General features: G+C 70.0%; 10 protein-coding genes. 8 read left to right on the top strand and 2 right to left on the bottom strand.

What is annotated here, in order from left to right:
* Positions 1-18: 18 nt before the first annotated feature.
* Genes pcaB through ACN267_RS21795 form a run of 4 tightly spaced genes read left to right on the top strand, consistent with a single transcriptional unit; the run spans position 19 to position 4,618 of the window.
* Positions 19-1,464 (top strand): 3-carboxy-cis,cis-muconate cycloisomerase, encoded by a 1,446-nt coding sequence (gene pcaB, locus ACN267_RS21810; RefSeq protein ID WP_281900851.1) that lies wholly within the window; start codon positions 19-21, stop codon positions 1,462-1,464.
* On the top strand, positions 1,461-2,870 hold the full coding sequence (locus ACN267_RS21805; protein WP_204958889.1) for a KamA family radical SAM protein: 1,410 nt from the start codon (positions 1,461-1,463) through the stop codon (positions 2,868-2,870). Before pcaB ends, ACN267_RS21805 begins: the two co-directional genes overlap by 4 nt.
* 21 nt (positions 2,871-2,891) lie before the next feature.
* Positions 2,892-3,509: a TIGR03086 family metal-binding protein gene (locus tag ACN267_RS21800; RefSeq protein WP_421489542.1), complete on the top strand. Its 618-nt coding sequence runs from the start codon at positions 2,892-2,894 to the stop codon at positions 3,507-3,509.
* Between the two features lie 2 nt (positions 3,510-3,511).
* On the top strand, positions 3,512-4,618 hold the full coding sequence (locus ACN267_RS21795; protein ID WP_281900846.1) for a nitronate monooxygenase: 1,107 nt from the start codon (positions 3,512-3,514) through the stop codon (positions 4,616-4,618).
* Here ACN267_RS21795 and paaI read toward each other — a convergent pair.
* Both paaI and ACN267_RS21785 read right to left on the bottom strand, forming a co-directional pair.
* Positions 4,566-5,078, bottom strand: coding sequence for a hydroxyphenylacetyl-CoA thioesterase PaaI (paaI, locus tag ACN267_RS21790; protein WP_204958891.1), 513 nt, complete (start codon positions 5,076-5,078; stop codon positions 4,566-4,568). The genes ACN267_RS21795 and paaI overlap by 53 nt on opposite strands.
* A gap of 68 nt (positions 5,079-5,146) precedes the next feature.
* Entirely contained in the window at positions 5,147-6,715 is a 1,569-nt protein-coding gene (locus ACN267_RS21785) for an MFS transporter (protein ID WP_204958892.1), read from the bottom strand.
* A gap of 689 nt (positions 6,716-7,404) precedes the next feature.
* Here ACN267_RS21785 and ACN267_RS21780 point away from each other — a divergent pair.
* From ACN267_RS21780 to ACN267_RS21765, 4 genes are all read left to right on the top strand, one after another.
* On the top strand, positions 7,405-7,848 hold the full coding sequence (locus ACN267_RS21780; RefSeq protein WP_239485297.1) for an acyl carrier protein: 444 nt from the start codon (positions 7,405-7,407) through the stop codon (positions 7,846-7,848).
* Between the two features lie 86 nt (positions 7,849-7,934).
* Positions 7,935-14,354: an SDR family NAD(P)-dependent oxidoreductase gene (locus ACN267_RS21775; RefSeq protein ID WP_421490477.1), complete on the top strand. Its 6,420-nt coding sequence runs from the start codon at positions 7,935-7,937 to the stop codon at positions 14,352-14,354.
* A gap of 41 nt (positions 14,355-14,395) precedes the next feature.
* Complete coding sequence (locus ACN267_RS21770) at positions 14,396-16,660, top strand: beta-ketoacyl synthase N-terminal-like domain-containing protein (RefSeq protein ID WP_421489541.1); 2,265 nt, start codon at positions 14,396-14,398, stop codon at positions 16,658-16,660.
* A gap of 14 nt (positions 16,661-16,674) precedes the next feature.
* Positions 16,675-18,255 carry a fatty acid--CoA ligase gene (locus ACN267_RS21765; RefSeq protein WP_239485299.1) on the top strand — a complete coding sequence of 527 codons (1,581 nt, stop codon included), beginning with the start codon at positions 16,675-16,677 and terminating at the stop codon, positions 18,253-18,255.
* Positions 18,256-18,260 lie beyond the last annotated feature (5 nt).

Here is an 18,260-nt window from a genome sequence, read left to right as displayed (position 1 = left end):
CGCCAGAGAGGAGCCGTCGTGACCACCAGCAACGACCGCAGCGTAGATCCGGGTGCCGACACCGGCCTGCTCAGCCCGATGTGGGCCGGTGCGGGCCTTGGGGGGCTGCTGTCCGACGAGGCGTGGGTGGCGGCGATGCTGCAGGTCGAGGTCGCGCTGGCGCGGGTGCAGGCCCGGCTCGGGGTGATCCCGCCGCCGGCCGCCGAGGTGATCGCGCGGGTGGCCGCCTCGGCCCGCCTCGACGTCGCCGACATCGCCCGCCGGGCCCGGGGCGCCGCCAACCCGGTGGTCCCCTTCGTGCAGGAACTCACCCGTGCCGTCGCCGAGGCCGACCCGGACGCCGCGGAGTACGTGCACCGGGGCAGCACCAGCCAGGACATCCTGGACTCGGCGAGCATGCTGCTCACCGCCCGGGTCCTGACCCGGATCGAGGGGGACCTGGCCCGGGTGGCGGACGCGCTGGCGACCCTGGCCCGGGAACACCGGGCCACCCCGATGGCCGGTCGCACCCTCACCCAGCACGCGACGCCCATCACCTTCGGACTCAAAGCGGCCGGCTGGCTCACCCTGGTACTCGACGCGGTCGACCGGGTCCGGCAGGTCCGCGCCAGCCTGCCCGCACAGCTCGGCGGGGCGGCCGGAACGCTCGCCGCGTACGAGGAGTACGCCCGCTCGGCCGGGATCACCGGCACCCCCGGCGGCCCGGGACACGGCGTCGACCTGCTGGCCGGCTTCTCCGCCGAGTTGGGCCTGCGTGAGCCCGAGGCGCCGTGGCACGCCCAGCGCACCCCGCTCGCCGACATCGGATGGGCGCTGGTGGTGGTCACCGGCGCGCTCGGCAAGCTGGCGGTGGACGTACTGGGTATGTCACGGACCGAGGTCGCCGAGGTGGTGGAGCCGGCCGCGCAGGGCCGGGGGGTGTCGTCCGCGATGCCGCAGAAGCGCAATCCCGTACTGGCCACCGTCATCGTCGCAGCGGCCCGGCAGGTGCCCGGGTACGCACTCATGCTCGGGCAGAGCCTGCTCGCCGAGGACGAGCGGTCGGCCGGCGGCTGGCAGTCCGAGTGGCAGCCGTTGCGGGAGGCGCTGCGACTCGCCGCCGGTGCGGCCGGCAACGCGGTCGAGCTCACCGAGGGACTGACCGTGTTCCCGGAGCACCTGTCGCGCAACCTCGCGATCACTGGCGGGACCATCGTCTCGGAAAGACTCAACGTGGCCCTCGCGCCGCAGCTCGGCAAGGTCGTCGCGAAGCAGTTGCTGGCCAGGATCTCGCTGGAGGCGGCGTCCGGGGGCGGGTCGTTCGACGACCTGTTGGCGGCGGCGCCCGAGCTGGCCGGGAGCTTCAGCGAGGACCGGGCAATACACGACCTGCTTGACCCCAGCAACTATCTCGGCGCCGCCGAGGACGTCGTCGCCCGTGTGTTGCGACGTCACTATGCTTCGTACGGCCAAGAGGACCGATGACTGCCACAGTGCACGAAGTACCGCACGAGGTGCGGAATCAGCAGCCCTACCAGTATGTACGGACTCCACTCGTCGAACCCGACTGGCGTCGCTTCCCTGGCTGGCGGGACGTCACCGCCGAGCAGTGGCGCGACGCCCAGTGGCAACGCGCGCACTGTGTGAAGAACGTCGGACAACTGAGCGCGGTGGTCGGCGATCTGCTCGACGACCACGTCTATGACGATCTCGCCGCCGACCAGAAGCACTTCGCCACCATGTCGATGCTGCTGCCACCGCAGATGCTGAACACGATGGCGCCGCACGACCGGACCGACCGCCGTGCCTACAGCGAGGCGTTCGTGGCCGACCCGGTCCGCCGGTACATGGTTCCGCTGCACAGCGACCGGGACCCCGACGGCCCGAGCCACCCGTACGCCGAGCGTGACTCGCTGCACGAGGCGGAGATGTGGGTGGTGGAGGGCCTGACCCACCGGTACCCGACGAAGGTGCTCGCCGAACTGGTCTCCACCTGCCCCCAGTACTGCGGCCACTGCACCCGGATGGACCTGGTCGGCAACTCGACCCCGCAGATCGAGAAGCTCCGGCTCACCCTCAAACCGGCGGACCGGCAGAGCCAGATGATCGACTTCCTGCGTCGTACGCCCGGCGTCCGTGACGTCGTGGTGTCCGGCGGCGACGTGGCCAACGTACCGTGGTCGCAGCTTGAGGCGTTCCTCATGCGGCTGCTGGAGATCGAGTCGATCCGCGACATCCGGTTGGCCACCAAGGCGCTTGTGGGTCTGCCGCAGCACTGGCTCCAGCCCAGCGTCCGGGAGGGGCTGGCCCGGGTGGCCGGTACCGCGGCACGCCGCGCGGTCAACCTGGCCATCCACACGCACGCGAACCACGTGCAGTCGGTGACCCCGCTGGTGGCCGAGGCGACCCGGGCCGCGTTGGACGCCGGTGTCCGGGACGTACGCAACCAGGGCGTGCTCATGCGGGGCGTCAACGCCACCGCGACCGACCTGCTCGACCTGTGCTTCGCGTTGCAGGGTGAGGCGAACATCCTGCCGTACTACTTCTACATGTGTGACATGATCCCGAACGCGGAGCACTGGCGGATCGCGGTGTGGGAGGCGCAGGAACTGCAACACGACATCATGGGCTACCTGCCCGGGTACGCGACGCCCCGGATCGTCTGCGACGTCCCGTACGTCGGTAAGCGTTGGGTACACCAGGTGAGTGAGTACGACCGCGAGCGCGGCGTCTCGTACTGGACGAAGAACTACCGGACCGGGATCGAGACGGCGGAATCCGGCGACCTGGAGCACGGGTTGGACCGTCGCTACGCCTACTACGACCCGATCTCCTCCCTGTCGGACTCCGGTCGGCGCTGGTGGCGGGAGCACGGCCAGTTCGAGGACTGACCGGGACGGGTAGGACGGCAGATGGAGCAGCGGGAAGCAGAAAGAGGGTTTGTGGTGGACATCCAGGAGCTGAACCGCCGGGCGGTGCGGCAGAGCGTGGAGATCGTCTCCAGTGCGCGGGAGGAGCAGTGGGATCTGCCCACCCCGTGCGCGCAGTGGAACCTGCGGCAGTTGCTGGCCCACATGACCGCCCAGAACAACGGCTTCGCGGCGGCGGCCGACGGCGAGACCGAGGACGACTCGGTCTGGCGGGAGCAGCCGACGGCCGACCCGGGCGGTGACTACCTCCGGTCGGCGGAACGGGTGATCAGCGCGTTCGACGGACCGGACGTCATGGGTCGGGAGTTCTGGCTGCCGGAGATCCGGCGGGTCGGCGGCTTCCCGGCCCGAATGGCGATCAGCTTCCACTTCCTCGACTACGTGGTGCACGGGTGGGATGTGGGCGCCGCGCTCGGTGCGCCGCCGAAGTTCGACGACGACATCGTCGAGGCGGCGTTGGAGGTCACCCGTCGGGCGGTACCCGTCGGTCCGTCCCGCAGCCTGCCGGGTTCACCGTTCGCGCCGCCGCTGCCGGAAGAGGGCTCGGACCAGGACCGTCTGCTGCGGCTGCTCGGTCGGTCCCCGGCCTGGCCGGCCTGACCGTGGGCGCGTCCACCCGGGACGTGCTCGGGCGGCTCAGGCACCCGATCGTCGCGGCGCCGATGGCCGGTGGCGCCTCGACCCCCGCGTTGGTCGGTGAGGTTTCGGCGGCCGGTGGCCTGGGTTTTCTGGCCGCCGGTTACCGGTCGCCGGCCGACCTGCGGGCCGACCTGGTGCAGGTGCGGGCCCGGACCGGGGCGCTGTTCGGCGTCAACGTGTTCGTGCCCGCCACGTCGGCCACCGATCCGGTGGCGCTGGACCGCTACCGCCTGGCACTCGCGGGCGAGGCACAGCGGTACGGCGTCACGCTCGGTGACCCGCCGGTCGGTGACACCGACGGCTGGGAGGAGAAGCTGGCGCTGCTGGTCGAGGAACGGGTGCCGCTGGTGAGCTTCACCTTCGGCTGCCCGTCCCCGTCGGTGGTGGACCGGTTCCACGAGGTCGGCACCGCTGTGGTGGGGACGGTGACCAGTGCCGACGAGGCCAGGGCCTGCTCTCGGGCCGGTGTCGACGTGTTGGTCGTCCAGGGACCCGAGGCCGGCGGGCACCGCGCCTCGTTCACGCCCGAGCCGTCGCAGGGGGACGGCGTCGGCCTGTTACCCCTGCTCGCCGAGGTCCGCGACGCGGTGGACCTCGACCTGATCGCGGCCGGCGGCATCATGGATGGTGGTGCGGTCGCCGCCGTACTGGCGGCCGGGGCGGGCGCCGCGCAACTGGGCACGGCGTTCCTCCGTACCCCGGAGAGCGGCGCCCATCCCCGGCACCAGGCCGCCCTGGTGGACCCCCGGTTCAGCAGCACGTCGGTGACCCTCGCGTTCTCCGGGCGACCCGCGCGTGGCCTGACCAACCGCTTCATCCGGGAGTACGGGAACACCGCCCCGTCGGCCTACCCGCAGGTGCACCATCTGACCGTGCCGATCCGGAAGGCCGCCGCCGCGGCCGGCGATCCGGACGGGATGGCGTTGTGGGCCGGCCAGGGGCACCGGTTCACCAGGGATCTTCCCGCCCGGCGGCTCGTCGAGGTGCTTGCTGCGGAGGCCGCCGAGGCGGCCGTGCTCACGGCGGGCCGGCTGCGCCGGGTGCCCGGTCAGCCGGGGGAGTCCCGATGACCGGCCTGCCGGCGAGCATCTGACTCTGTCCGCGGAACTCGGCGATCACCACGCCGTCGGTACGGCGAACGGTGACGTCGTAGATTCCGGCACGCCCGAACCGGGTCCGCTCCACCGCCTCGGCCCGCAACTCGTCGTCCACCTCGGCCGGTCGGAGGAACGTCACCTGCGCGCTCTGGGCCACGGTGACCGGGCCGTGGGTGTTGCAGGCGAAGGCGAACGCCGCGTCGGCCAGGAGGAACAGATAGCCTCCGTGGGCCATCCCGTGTCCGTTGACCATTGTCGGGGCGACCCGCATCCGGACCTGCGCGTACCCTGGGCCGACCTGCTCAAGGTCGATGCCCAGCGTCTGGCAGGTGAGGTCGGTGGCGTAGAGCTCGCGGGCCCGGGCCTGCGCGGCGGCCCGGGCGTCCGCGCCGTTGTCCCCGGGCTTGTCCGGGGTGGTCGGGTCGTCCGTCAACGTCGGTGCTCCTACCGAGGTCGCCCGGCCCGTGCCGGGCGTCGTGTCCGTGGTGCCGGCCCGCGTGCTCACCGTGCCGGACCGGTGGTGGTCCGGCCCAGGAAGACCAGGATCGCCACGATGCCGAGGAACGACACCGCGCCGGCCACGATGCTTGTCGTGTGCATCGCCGTGATGAACGCGTCGTTGGCCTGGTCGACCAACTGGGGAAGGTGGAACGACTGGGCGGCGATCCGGGTGGCCTCGGCCGAGGCGCCCGCGGCCTCCTGGGCCTGCGGTGGCAGGACGTCCAGGCTGGGGGCGACCTCGTCCTGGTAGACACCCGACAGCACCGAACCGAGTACGGCGACGCCCAGGGCGCTGCCGACCTGACGCATCGAGTTGTTCGCGGCCGAGCCGGCACCGGTGCGCTCCGGGGGCAGCGTGGCCATGATCGCCTCCGTGGTGGGGGCCATCACCGCACCCATGCCGAGGCCCTGGACCACCATCAGCACGCAGAACCAGATGATCGGCGTCTCCAGCGTGAAGAAGACGAAGCCGAAGAACGTGCTGACGGCGAGGAGCATGGCCAGCGCGACGACCGGCCGGAGGCCGAACCGTCGCACCAGCCGGACCGAGAGCGGTGCTCCCAGCACCACTCCGATCGCGACCGGGGCGATCGCCGCGCCGCTCTCCAGGGGTGAGTACCCGCGTGCGCCCTGGAGATAGAAGTTCGAGTAGTACATCGCGCCGGCCAGTCCGAAGAAGGTGAGCATGACGGACACGCTCGCCCCGGTGAAGTGCCGGTTGCGGAACAGCCGTACGTCGAAGCAGGGGTTCGGCACCCGTAGTTCGACGAAGACGAACGCGGTGAGCAGGACGAGCCCACCGAGGATCGGGCCGATCACGTGCAGCTGCGTCCACTCGTTGCGGTGGCCACCCTCGATCACCCCGTAGACCAGGATGAAGATGCCCACGGTGGACAGCAGTACCCCGAGCGGGTCGAAGCGCTGCTGCCTGCTGCTCTCGGCCGTGGGTACCAGCCAGAGCGCGCCCACGATCGCGGCGACGGCGAAGGGTACGTTGATCAGGAAGATCGATCCCCACCAGAACTGCTCCAGCAGTGCCCCGCCGACCAGCGGACCGGCCGCCACCGCGAGCCCGCTGGCGGCGGAGAACACGCCGATGGCCACCGCCCGGTGTCCTCCGATGAAGACCCTCGCGACCAGCGCCAGGGTCGCCGGCATGATCAGGGCACTGCCGATGCCCATCACGCCCCTGGCCACGATGAGCTGGGTGGTGTCGGCGGAGTACGCCGCCCAGGCGGATGACACGCCGAACAAGGCCATGCCGAACAGGAACAGCCGTCGGTGACCGAACCGGTCGCCGAGCACTCCGCCGGTGAACAGCAGCCCGGCGAAGACCAGCGTGTACGAGCTGATCGACCACTGTAGCTGGCTGGTGGTCGCGCCGAGCCCCGCCACCGGATCGGCCAGCGTCTTGAGCGCCACGTTCAGGATCGTGTTGTCGAGCCAGGCGGTGAGCTGCGCGATCGTGAGCACGGCCAGCGTCAGCCACTGCCGTGTCGTCGGTGGCCGGACCGCCGTCGCGGTGGCGGGCGACCCGGACGGCGAGTCCGACTGTTTCTGCGCTGTCATGGAAATCCAATCTCGTTCGGTAGCGGAGCCACGGCACAGTGTAGGTGCAGGGGTGCCCGGTTTGCTCTCCCGATGAGCGTCCCCGCAGGGTGCGCCGACGTCGATTGTGATACGTGGGTCGGACGCATCCGACGGCCGGAACAGGTGTCAAGCAGAAAATCGCCGCCGGCGTGACAGGTGCGGTTTACCGACAGTCTGTCTGCTCGCCGCCGTGCGGTCGAATGTCGATCGGCTAATGCTCCCCCCAGGGTGCTGCCGGGGTCCGTCCGCCGGGTGTCCCAGATGCTGGCCATGGTCATGTGTGAGTCGGGATGGCGACAGTTTCCCGTCGAGCGGGGTCGCTTTCCCGTACGTGGGTCGGGCGAATCAACCGGAGCCATGAAACAACCCGACACATCCGGCGTCGATGTGATGTTTATCACTCGCACGGGTATGCCTGCTCGGCCGTCCGGGCGGCACCTTGCCCCGGCCATTGAATCCCCTGTTCATCGCGTTGCGGAAGGGTTCCCGGTTCCCGCCCGGTGTGGCATCGACGGGTGTTTTGGTAGGGAAGTAGCTGAACTGACATGGGCTCTAAATTGTGAGTACATTCATGCGTCGGAACGGGTCACTTCCGTGGTGATCCTGCGTGGAGACGCTCGCTGCCAGTGCCGGCGACCTCAATCCCGACGTCCGTAGGGGGACCGATCTTGACTGTCAATCCGCCCTGGTACCAGCAGCTGGCTGACACCCCACTGTCCGAGCGCGCCAGCGCGCTCGAGACCCTCGTCGTGGCGGAGTTCAAGGTCTGGCTCCTGATGGGCGACGCGGACGTCTTCCCGCTCGACGAGAGCTACTTCGCGTTGGGGCTCAGCTCGCTCGGCGCGACCGAGATTCAGCAACGACTGGTGGCCGGGCTCGGTCGCCCGATCAACGCGGCGAGTTTGTTCAACAATCCGACAGCGGCCCATCTGCTCACCTACCTGCGCACCGAGGTGCTGGCGGATCTGTTTCCGCAGACCTCGTCGTCTTCTGGCAGTGCGACGGCCCCGGTCGAGAGAGATGTGGTGAAAGTGCCGGCTTCGTACAGTGACGGCCACACTTCACCGAAAGACCTACTCAATGACATGCTCAAAGACCTTTATTCTTCTTGACCGCGGGATTGACTGATCCATGGGGGATGACCATGACGGAGACGGCTTCGCAGATCCGGAATGACGACCTGGTCCGAAAGCTCTTGATGGAGAAGTACGAGCCGATCGCCATCGTGGGCATGGGTCTGCGGCTTCCCGGCAACAACGAGACCCCGGAGGAGTTCGCCGAGTTCCTGCGGGCCGGGCGATCGGGCACGGGTCCGATTCCCGACGATCGCTGGGACGTTCAGGGCCTGTACAGCGACGATGCGGCGGAGAAGGGCAAGGTCCTTACCGCCGGGGGCGGATTCATCAGCGGAATTGACCAGTTCGACCCCAAGTTCTTCAACATCTCGCCAAAGGAAGCGGCCTACGTCGACCCGCAGCACCGGTTGGTGCTCGAATGCGCGTGGAAGGCGCTGGAAGCGGCGAACATCGATCCGGCGACCCTGCGTGACAGCAACGGCGGCGTCTACATGGGCATCAGCTCGATGGACTACACCATCGAGGTGGACCGGCTGGACCCGACCGAGTTGACCTCCCACATCGCCGCCGGTACGGCACACAGCGCGATGTCGGGACGGTTGTCGTACTTCCTCGGCTGGCGCGGCCCGTGCATGAGCATCGACACCGCGTGCTCCTCCTCGCTGGTGGCCCTGCACCTGGCCGCCCAGGGACTACGGCGGGGCGAGTGTGACATCGCCCTGTTCGGCGGGGTGAACGCCGTCCACCACCCGCGTAACCACGTCGTGTTCTCCCAGGCCAACATGCTCGCCGCCGACGGCCGCTGCAAGACGTTCGACGACAGCGCGGACGGCTACAGCCGCAGCGAGGGCTGCGCGGTGATGGTCCTCAAGCGACTCTCCGACGCCAGGCGCGACGGTGACACCGTGCTCGCGCTGGTACGCGGTTCGTCGGTCCGGCAGGACGGCGAGAGCGGCGGCCTCACCGTACCCAACGGCACCGCCCAGGCCATCCTCATGCGCGAGGCGCTGGCCAGCGCGATGCTCGACCCCGGTGACGTGCAGTACGTCGAGGCGCACGGCACGGGGACGTCGCTCGGCGACCCGATCGAGATGGGTGCCATCGACGCCGTGCTCTCCGAGTCGCACGCGGACCGGCCGGTGGTGGTGGGCTCGGTCAAGACCAACATCGGGCACATGGAGGCCGCCGCGGGCGTCGGTGGCGTGGTGAAGACCGTCCTCCAGCTTCAGGAGGGGGTCATCTACCCGCACATCAACCTGGAGACCCCGTCGCGCCACATCCCCTGGGACCGCTACCGGGTGACCGTGCCGACGAAGCAGGTCACCTGGGAGGGCGCCCCGAGGCGGGCACTGGTCAACTCGTTCGGGTTCGCGGGCACCATCGCGTCGGTCGTCCTTGAGCAGGCGCCCCCGCCGCCGGCCTCCCCGACGTCCGCCGTCGCGCCCGACGAGGAGCTGCTCTTCACGCTCTCCGCGCGGGGCCAGTCGTCCCTGCGGGCGCAGGCCGAGCGGTACCGTCGCTTCCTGGACGAGCAGGCCGACGTCGACGTGGCCGACCTCTGCTACACCAGCAACGTCGGTCGGACCCACTGGAACGCGCGGCTGGCCGGCACGGTGTCGTCGCGGGCCGACATCGAGGCGCTGCTGGACAACTACCTCGCCCGACCCGAGTCGGATTCCGGCGCGGAAGGCGAGTTCCGTGGCGGGAACGTCGCGTTCCTGTTCACCGGTCAGGGCTCCCAGTACGCGGGCATGGGGCGCGCGCTCTATGCCCAGTACCCGGTCTTCCGAGCCCACCTGGACGAGTGTGACCGCCTCTTCACGCCGGCGCTCGGTCGGTCGATCAAGGAACTCGCCTTCGGTGAGGCGTCCGGCGACCCGCAGGAGATCGACCAGACCGTCTACACCCAGCCGGCCCTGTTCGCGCTCGAGTACGCCATCGCCCAGCTGTGGATCTCGTGGGGTGTGAAGCCGACCGTGCTGCTCGGGCACAGTGTCGGCGAGATCGTCGCGGCCACCATCGCCGGGCTGTTCAGCCTGCCGGACGCGGTCACCCTGGTCGCCGCGCGGGCCCGGCTGATGCAGTCGGTCACCACGCCGGGCGGCATGGTGGCGGTCCGGGCCGCCGCGGAGCAGGTGGCTCCGCTGCTGGCAGGGTACGCCGACGTCAGCTTCGGCGCGATCAACGCACCGCAGCAGTGCGTCGTCTCCGGCGGCACCGAGTCACTGGCGAAGATCACCGAGGAACTGCTGGCCCAGGGGATCATGGCGAAGCAGCTACCGGTGTCGCACGCCTTCCACTCGCCGCTGATGGTCGAGGTGTTCGACGCGTTCCGCGAGGCGATCAAGGACATCACGTTCAGCGAGCCCGAGCTGAGTTTCGTCTCCAACCTGACCGGTAAGGTCGCGAGCCTGGCCGACGTCGGCAACCCGGACTACTGGGTACGCCACATCGGCGAGCCGGTGAACTTCGCCGCCGGCATGCGCTTCGTCCAGACCCGGGGCCGGCACGTGTTCATCGAGGTCGGCCCGTCCGCCGCGCTGACCAACATGGGCAAGCGGTGCGGCGACCCGGCCCCGCACCTGTGGCTGTCCAGCCTGACCCCGACGGACCAGGACGGCTCGACCATCCGGGGCGCGCTGGCCCGCTGCTACACGTCCGGCCTGGCGATCTCCTGGTCCGGTTACCACGAGGGCCGGCACCGTCGCCGGATCACCCTGCCGACCTACGTGTTCGACAAGCGGCGCTACTGGTTGCCCGTGCCCAACCGCGGTGGCATCTTCGCCCCGGCCGGGACGCTGGCCACGGCGAGCGACCGGCACCCGCTGCTGGGTACGGAGGTCTCGACCGACGCGCAGCGCGCGGCGGGAGAGCGTGAGTTCTCCACCCAGCTGCACCCGACGAGTCCGGCCCACCTCGCCGACCACATCGTCATGGGTCAGGTCGTCTTCCCCGGCGCGGGCTACGTCGAGGTTCTGCTCGCGTTGCAGGACGCGGTGTTCGGCGAGACCGGACGCCTGGTCCAGGACGTCCGCATCCTTGAGCCCCTGTTCCTGCCCGAGGAGTCCCCCACCGAGGTGCGTACTCGACTGCGGTCGGACGGGGACGGGCGGTGGCAGGCCGAGATCGTCAGCCGCATCGCCGCCCGCAACGGCGTCATCGAGCGTCGCCACGTCACCGCCACGCTCGGTGGCCCGCCGGAGAACGCGGTCACGCTGGCCGACGTCGTCAGCCGGCTGCGGTCGACCGAGCGGGCGTGCGACACCCCAATCGCCGTACACCGGGCCGACGACATCTACGCCGACTTCGTCGAGCTGGGGCTGCCGTACGGGCCGGAGTTCCGGCGCATCCGCACGGTGGCGCAGTACGCCGACGGGTTCGCGATCGGGGATCTGCGGGGCATCGACACGCCCGCGGTCGGGACCCTGCCCGCCTCGGTGCTGGACTGCGCCATGCAGACCCTGGCCGGGGTCGCCGAGCTGGGCGACACCTACCTTCCGGTCGGGTTCGGCAGCGTCGAGCTGCTGAAGAAGCCCAAGGGTGACCTGCGTACCCTGCTCCAGCTGAACCTGCCAGGCGACGCCCAGGACGGGGTCGCCGGTTCGGAACTCACCGCCGACATCGTGGTGCTCGAAGGCGACCGTCCGGTGTTCGTCGTGCACGAGGTGCGGCTCAAGCGCGTCGCGAACACCTCGTCGGACGGTGGACGCACGCTGCTCCACGAACCCCGCTGGCTGCGGCGTTCGCTGGTCGCCGCGAAGGCGGGTGCCGAAGGACGCGGTGACGTGCTCGTCCTGCACCGCACCGAGGAGGAGTTCGCGTCCGTGGCGCCGTTGTTGGCGGATGCGAGCGTACGGCTGCGGTTCGCCACCGACACCGGGCAGGTGCGCGAGACCCTCGCCGCCGAGCCCACCGTCACCGACGTGTACTGGTTCTGGCGTGCCGCGCCCGACCAGGTCGGTGCGGAGCGCCTGCGTACCGAGACCGAACGCAACTATCGGGACCTGCTCACGCTGGTCGGGCAGCTGGACGGCCTCGGGCTGGGCCGGGAACTGCGGGTCACGCTGGTGACGCAGGGCGCGCAGTGGCTGCCCGGCGACGTCGCCGACGACCGTACGGACGAGAGCCTGGTGGCCGCCTCGCTGTGGGGCTTCGGCCACGTCCTGCTCAACGAGTACCCGACGCTGCGGGCGACCCTGCTCGATCTGCCTCCGGTCAGCGCCGGGGTGGACTTCCAGCCGCTGGTCGACGAGCTGCTCACCGGGGACACCGGCGGCGGCGAGTTCCAGGTGGCCTACCGGGGTGGCAGCCGGTTCGTGAAGCGGGTGCTTCCGCAGGCCGTCGACGCCGGCGACGACGACAACTTCGAGCTGTCAATCGTGGAGTACGGCCAGTTCGCGAACATCAAGCCGGTCCCCGTCCAGGACGTCGCGCCCACCGGTGACGAGATCGAGGTCCGGATCGAGGCCGCCGGTCTCAACTTCAAGGACGTGCTCAACGCGCTCGGCATGCTCAAGCAGTACGCGCTGGACAACGGGATCGAGTACAAGCCGCTGCCGCTGGGCTTCGAGGCCGCCGGCACCGTCGTGGCGGCCGGTCCGGACGCGGAGTTCGCGGTCGGCGAGGACGTCGTGCTCAGCCAGCTCGGCTGCATGCGCAGGCGGATGACCGTGTCCTCGCAGGTGGCGGTCCGCAAGCCGGCCGGGATCGGTTTCGCCGAGGCCGCCGGGCTCTCCGCCGCGTACGTCACCGCCTACTACGCCCTGCACAACCTCGCGAAGATCAAGTCGGGCGACAAGATCCTCATCCACGCCGCCGCCGGCGGGGTCGGCCAGGCGGCCGTGCAGCTCGCCCAGCTGGCGGGTGCCGAGGTCTACGCGACCGCCAGCCCGCGCAAGTGGCCGCTGCTGCGGTCGCAGGGCGTGCGGCACATCATGAACTCGCGCAACCTCGAGTTCTCCGACGAGATCCTGCGGATCACCGAGGGGCGCGGCGTCGACATCGTGCTCAACAGCCTGAACAAGGAGTACGTCCCGGCCGGGCTGCGCTGCCTCGGGCAGGACGGCCGGTTCGTCGAGCTCGGCAAGATCGGCATCTGGTCCACCGAGCAGGTACGGGCCGAGCGTCCGGACGTCGACTACCACAACTTCGACCTCAGCGAGTTCCCGCAGGACGAGCTCAACCGCCTCAACAAGCAGATCCTGCAGACGGTGGTGGATCTGGTGGAGTCGGGGCAGGTCGGCGCGCTGCCGACCGTCGCGTACTCGCTCGACGAGGTCGAGGAGGCGTTCGGGGTACTCAGCCGGGGCGCCAACACCGGCAAGCTGGTGCTCACCCTCGGCGACACCCGACCGGTCGAACGGCCGCTGACGATCAGCCCGGATGAGACGTACCTCATCACCGGTGGCCTGGGCGCCCTCGGCGTGGTCACCGCACGTCGGCTCGCCCAGGAGGGCGCCCGGCACGTGGCGATGGTCAGCCGGCGGCTCGTGGCTGACGAGGAGTTGGCCGCGCTGACCACGGCGATCGGTGCGGACGTGCGGGTCCGCGTGCACCAGGGCGACGTGTCCGACGCCGCCGACGTGGACCGGATCATGGCCGCGATCGCGGAGTCGGACGCCCCGCTCGGCGGGGTCATCCACGCCGCCGGTGTGCTCGCCGACGCGCCCATCGCCAACCAGAGCTGGGAGAGCTTCGAACGGGTGCTCAGCCCGAAGGTGTACGGGACGTGGCTGCTGCACCGGGCGGCGGCGGCCGTACCCACCGTGAGGTTCTTCGCGGCGTACTCCTCGATCGCGTCGATCATCGGTGCGGCCGGTCAGAGCAACTACGCCGCCGGCAACGCCTTCATGGACGGACTGATGCACTGGCGGGTCGCCCAGGGGCTGCCCGGGTTGAGCGTCAACTGGGGACCGTGGGCGGAGGTGGGTATGGCCGCCAACCTGACGTCCGGGCAGATCAAGAGCATCGAGGAGCGTGGCGTCAAGTTCGTCAAGCCCGCCGAGGCCACCCGGGCACTGGTCAGGGCGATGGGCCGTACGGCGCCGCAGAGCATCATCTGCGAGTTCGACTGGGAGAAGTTCGTCGCCGGTCAGCCGGTGGCCAACGCGCTGTTCAAGCAGGTTCTGACGACCGAGGTGGGACCGGCGCAGACGATCGACCTCGACGAGTTGATGAGCCTGCCCCGCAGCGACCGGGACGCCGCGATCCGTTCGTTGCTGCGGGCGAAGGTCGCCGCGGTGCTGCACTTCGACTCCCTCGACGACATCGAGGCCGACGCCAGGTTCGTGGAACTGGGGCTCGACTCGCTGGCGGCGGTGGAGTTGAAGAACGCGCTCGAATCGGTGTTCCGGGTGCCGCTGCCGACGTCGATCCTGTTCGACTACCCGGCCGTCGGGACGCTGGCGGAGTTCATCGGCCAGCAACTGGCGTCGGTCGAGTCCGAGTCCGGGGCCGGGTCGGAGCCGGACCAGGCCGACGTCGAGGACCTCGACGACAGTGCGGCGGACGCGGAACTCGACGCCCTGCGCGAGTTCGTCTAGCAGCGACAGAACCAGGGCAGGCGCGACGTGGAGAACGGACTTTGACGAACTACATCGACTATCTTGAGTCGCTGTCCAAGAAGCAACTCATGGTGATGCTCGCCCGGCAGCGGCAGGACGAGACCCAGGGCATCGCGGTGGTCGGGCTCGGCTGCCGCCTCCCCGGGGGGATCGATGATCCGCGGAGTCTGTGGACCACGTTGCGGGAGGGACGGGTCGTGCCGACGGAGTCGGCCGGCCCGCCCACCGACAGCCTCGGTCGGGCGCGCTGGAACCTCGACGCGCCCGACCTGGCACCCATCGCCGACGTGCTCCGTTCCGGTGCTTACCTGAACGACGTCGACCTGTTCGATGCCGACTACTTCGGCATCACCGAGCAGGAGGCGGAGCGGATGGATCCGCAACAGCGCCTGCTGCTCGAGGTCACCGTGCAGGCGCTCGCCGACGCGAACCTGACCCGCGCCGACCTGCGCCGCCAGCGGGTCGGGATCTTCATCGGAGCGAGCACGGTGGAGTACCCGATAGCCTGGGTGCGAAACCGGGTGCCGGCCGACGACCTGTCCCCGCACATGGCGCTCGGCAACACCCTGAGCGCGACGTCGGGGCGGATCGGTTTCATGCTGGGCGTCAACGGCCCGGCGATGACCATCGAGACGTCGTCGTCCTCGGCGCTGACCGCGATGCACCTGGCCGCGCAGGCACTCCGGCGACGCGAGTGCGACGTCGCCCTGGTCGGTGCCTGCCAGTTGCTGCTCTCCCCGTTCACCACCGCGGTGCTGGGCAAGCCGGGCATGCTGTCGAGCGCCGGGCGCAGCCGCCCGTTCACCACCGAGGCCGACGGCCACGTCCGGGGCGAGGGCTGCGGCATCCTGGTCGTCAAACGGCATTCCGACGCGGTCGCCGACGGTGACCTGCCGTACGCGCTGCTGCGCGGCAGCGCGGTCCACTCCCACGGTGACCGCCCCTCGATGGCGGTGACCGCGGGCGCCGGGCAGAAGACGGTCATCGAGTTGGCGCTGCGCAGTGCTGGCGTCGAACCGCTCGACGTGCAGTATGTCGAGGCCCAGGCCAACGGGTCCCGGCTGGGCGGGATAATCGAGGCCGAGTCACTGGCCGAGGCGTACGAGCGTCGGTCACCGACGGCCCCGCCGCTGTACCTGGGATCGTGCAAGGCCAACCTCGGCTACCTGGAGACCGCCTCCGGGGCGGTGGGCCTGATGAAGACGGTGCTCGCCCTCGCCCACGGCGAGGTGCCGCCGCAGGTCGGCACGGAGAACCTCGACCCCGGCGTCGCGTGGGACCGGACCGGTCTGCGGCTCGCGGACAAACCAACGGCGTGGCCGTCGGACGGCCGCCGCCTGGCCGGGGTGAGCTCGTTCGGCTTCACCGGGATCAACGCGCACGTCATCCTGGAGGGCGTCCCGGGCCGGCGGCGGCCGGAGGCGGCCCCCACGGCACCGGGTGTCCCCGCCCTGCTGGTCCTCTCGGCGCACAACGACGCGGCGCTGGCGGCGACCGCCGACCGGTTGCACCGGCACCTGGACCAGCGCGCGGAGTGGGACCACCACACGGTCTGCCGTACGTTGGCGCACGGTCGCGACCATCTCCCGGTCCGCTCCGCGGCCGTCGTCACCGGCCGGTCCGAACTCCTCGACGCACTGGCCGCCGGCCCGGTAGAGCGGGCGCCCCGGGCGGATATCCACGTCGAGTTGCCCGAGCTTGACGACTCGCGGCTGAGGGCGGTGCTGACCACCAGCCTGGGTCCGGGGTTCGAGCCGCTCGCCGCCCGGCTACGCGGGTGCGCCGAGGCCATGGGCCTGCCCGCCCTGGACGGGTTGCTCACCGACGGTCAGGCACTGCCGGAGGGCACCTGGCTGGCCTGGGCGATGGGCTGGTGCGAGCTGCTGACGGCGGTGGGGCTGCGGGTGTCCGGCGGACTGTTCGGCGGTCGGTACCGCCACGTGCTGTCCGATGTGGTGGCCGGGCGTACCGCAACGACCGAGGTAGCCGCGCGGTGGCAGGCCGGTGCGCTGGGAGCCGTACCGCCGCGACCGGGCGCGGCGGACGTGACGGTCACCGGGAACGTGTGGGTGCTGGGTGCGGCGGCGACCGCCGAGGCCGTGCCGGTGCCGCTGGCCGAGCTGGACGCGGCCGGCTGGCTGCACCTGGTGGGGGAGCAGTACGCGGCCGGCGCCGAGATCGTCTTCACCGAGCTGTCGGCGCGGGCTGGGCAGGCACTGTGCCGCCTTCCCGGCCCGGTCCTGACCGGCAGACGGTACTGGCCCGAAGGCTATCAATGGTCCTGACGCGAGCTGATGGGATGCCACAGATGCACTACCCGAACCTCAAGACAGTCGTCGACACCGCGACCTTTCACGCCGAGCGGCATCCGGACCGTGTCGCCATCGAATGCGAGGGTCGCGAGGTCACCTTCGCGCAACTGCACCGGGGAAGCAACAGGTCGGCCCGCGCGATTCTCGCGGCCGGCGTGACACCCGGGTCACGGGTCGGCTACCTGGGCAAGGAGTCGGAGTACTACTACGAGATCGTCTTCGCCTGCGCGAAGAGCGGGGCCGTGCTCGTGCCGATCAACTGGCGGCTGACGCCGACGGAGATCGAGCACATCCTGCGCGACTCGGGCACGGAGCTTCTCTTCACCGAACGCGAGTTCCGCGCCACCGCGCTGGACCTCCAGCGGGAGCAGAATCAGCTACGGCTCGTGGTCGACATGGACGGCGAGGGCGAGTTGGGTGCGGGTTTCCGGGCCTGGACCGCGGAGCACTCCGCCGACGACCTGGACACCTCGGTCCAGCCCGAGGACCCGATCGTGCAGCTCTACACCAGCGGCACCACGGGCCTTCCGAAGGGCGTCGTGCTGCCGCACCGCAGCTTCTTCCGGATCAACGACCTGTTGGTCGAGAACGACCTGGACTGGCTGGACTGGCGGTCGGACGACAAGAGCCTGATCGGCATCCCGGGTTTCCACGTCGCCGGCCTCTGGTGGGCGTTGCAGGCGCTCAACGCGGGCGTCACCAGCGTGGCCATGCGTCGGTTCCTGAGCACGGAGGCGGCCACCCTGATCCGCGAGTCGGGAATCACCACGACCCTGGTGGTTCCGGCGATGTTGCAGATGATCCTGGCTGAGCCCCGGGTCGGGTCGGACGACTTCGCCAGCCTGCGCAAGGTCGCCTACGGGGGCTCGCCGATCTCCGAGAGCCTGCTGCGGCAGAGCCTGGATGCGATGGGCTGTGAGTTCGTCCAGCTCTACGGTCTCACCGAGACCGGGAACTGCGCGGTGTGTCTGCCGGCGGCCGAGCATGTTCCGGGCAGCCCACGTATGCGGGCCGCCGGCCGCCCGATGCCCGGCGTCGACCTGAGGGTGGTCGACGCGGACGGTGTCGAGGTGCCGCAAGGCGAGGTGGGAGAGGTCTGGCTGCGCACCCCGGCGATCATGATCGAGTACTGGGGCCTCAAGGAGGCGACCGACGAGGTCTTCGTGGACGGCTGGTTCCGCACCGGTGACGCCGGATACCTCGACCAGGACGGCTATCTCTACATTTCCGACCGGATCAAGGACACGATCATTGTGGCCGGGGAGAACGTCTACCCCGCCGAGGTCGAGAATGCGTTGTGCAAGCATCCCGCGGTCGCGGAGGCGGCGGTGATCGGCGTCCCCGACGAGCGCTGGGGTGAGGCGGTCCGGGCCTTTGTGGTATTACGCCCAGGTCAGCAGGCGACGCCGCGTGAGTTGATGTTGTCGTTGAAGGGGCTGATCTCCGACTTCAAGATTCCTGCCCAGTACGATATCATCGACAAAGTCCCCCGTAACCCCAGTGGCAAGATTCTGCGTCGGATCCTCCGGGACCAGTTCTGGGCGCATGTGGACCGCAACGTCAACTGAATTGA

Origin of the sequence: Micromonospora sp. WMMD734, assembly GCF_049178975.1 — a bacterium.
In the GTDB taxonomy this organism is placed as follows: domain Bacteria; phylum Actinomycetota; class Actinomycetes; order Mycobacteriales; family Micromonosporaceae; genus Micromonospora; species Micromonospora wenchangensis.
This window is presented reverse-complemented; position numbering and strand designations above follow the sequence as displayed.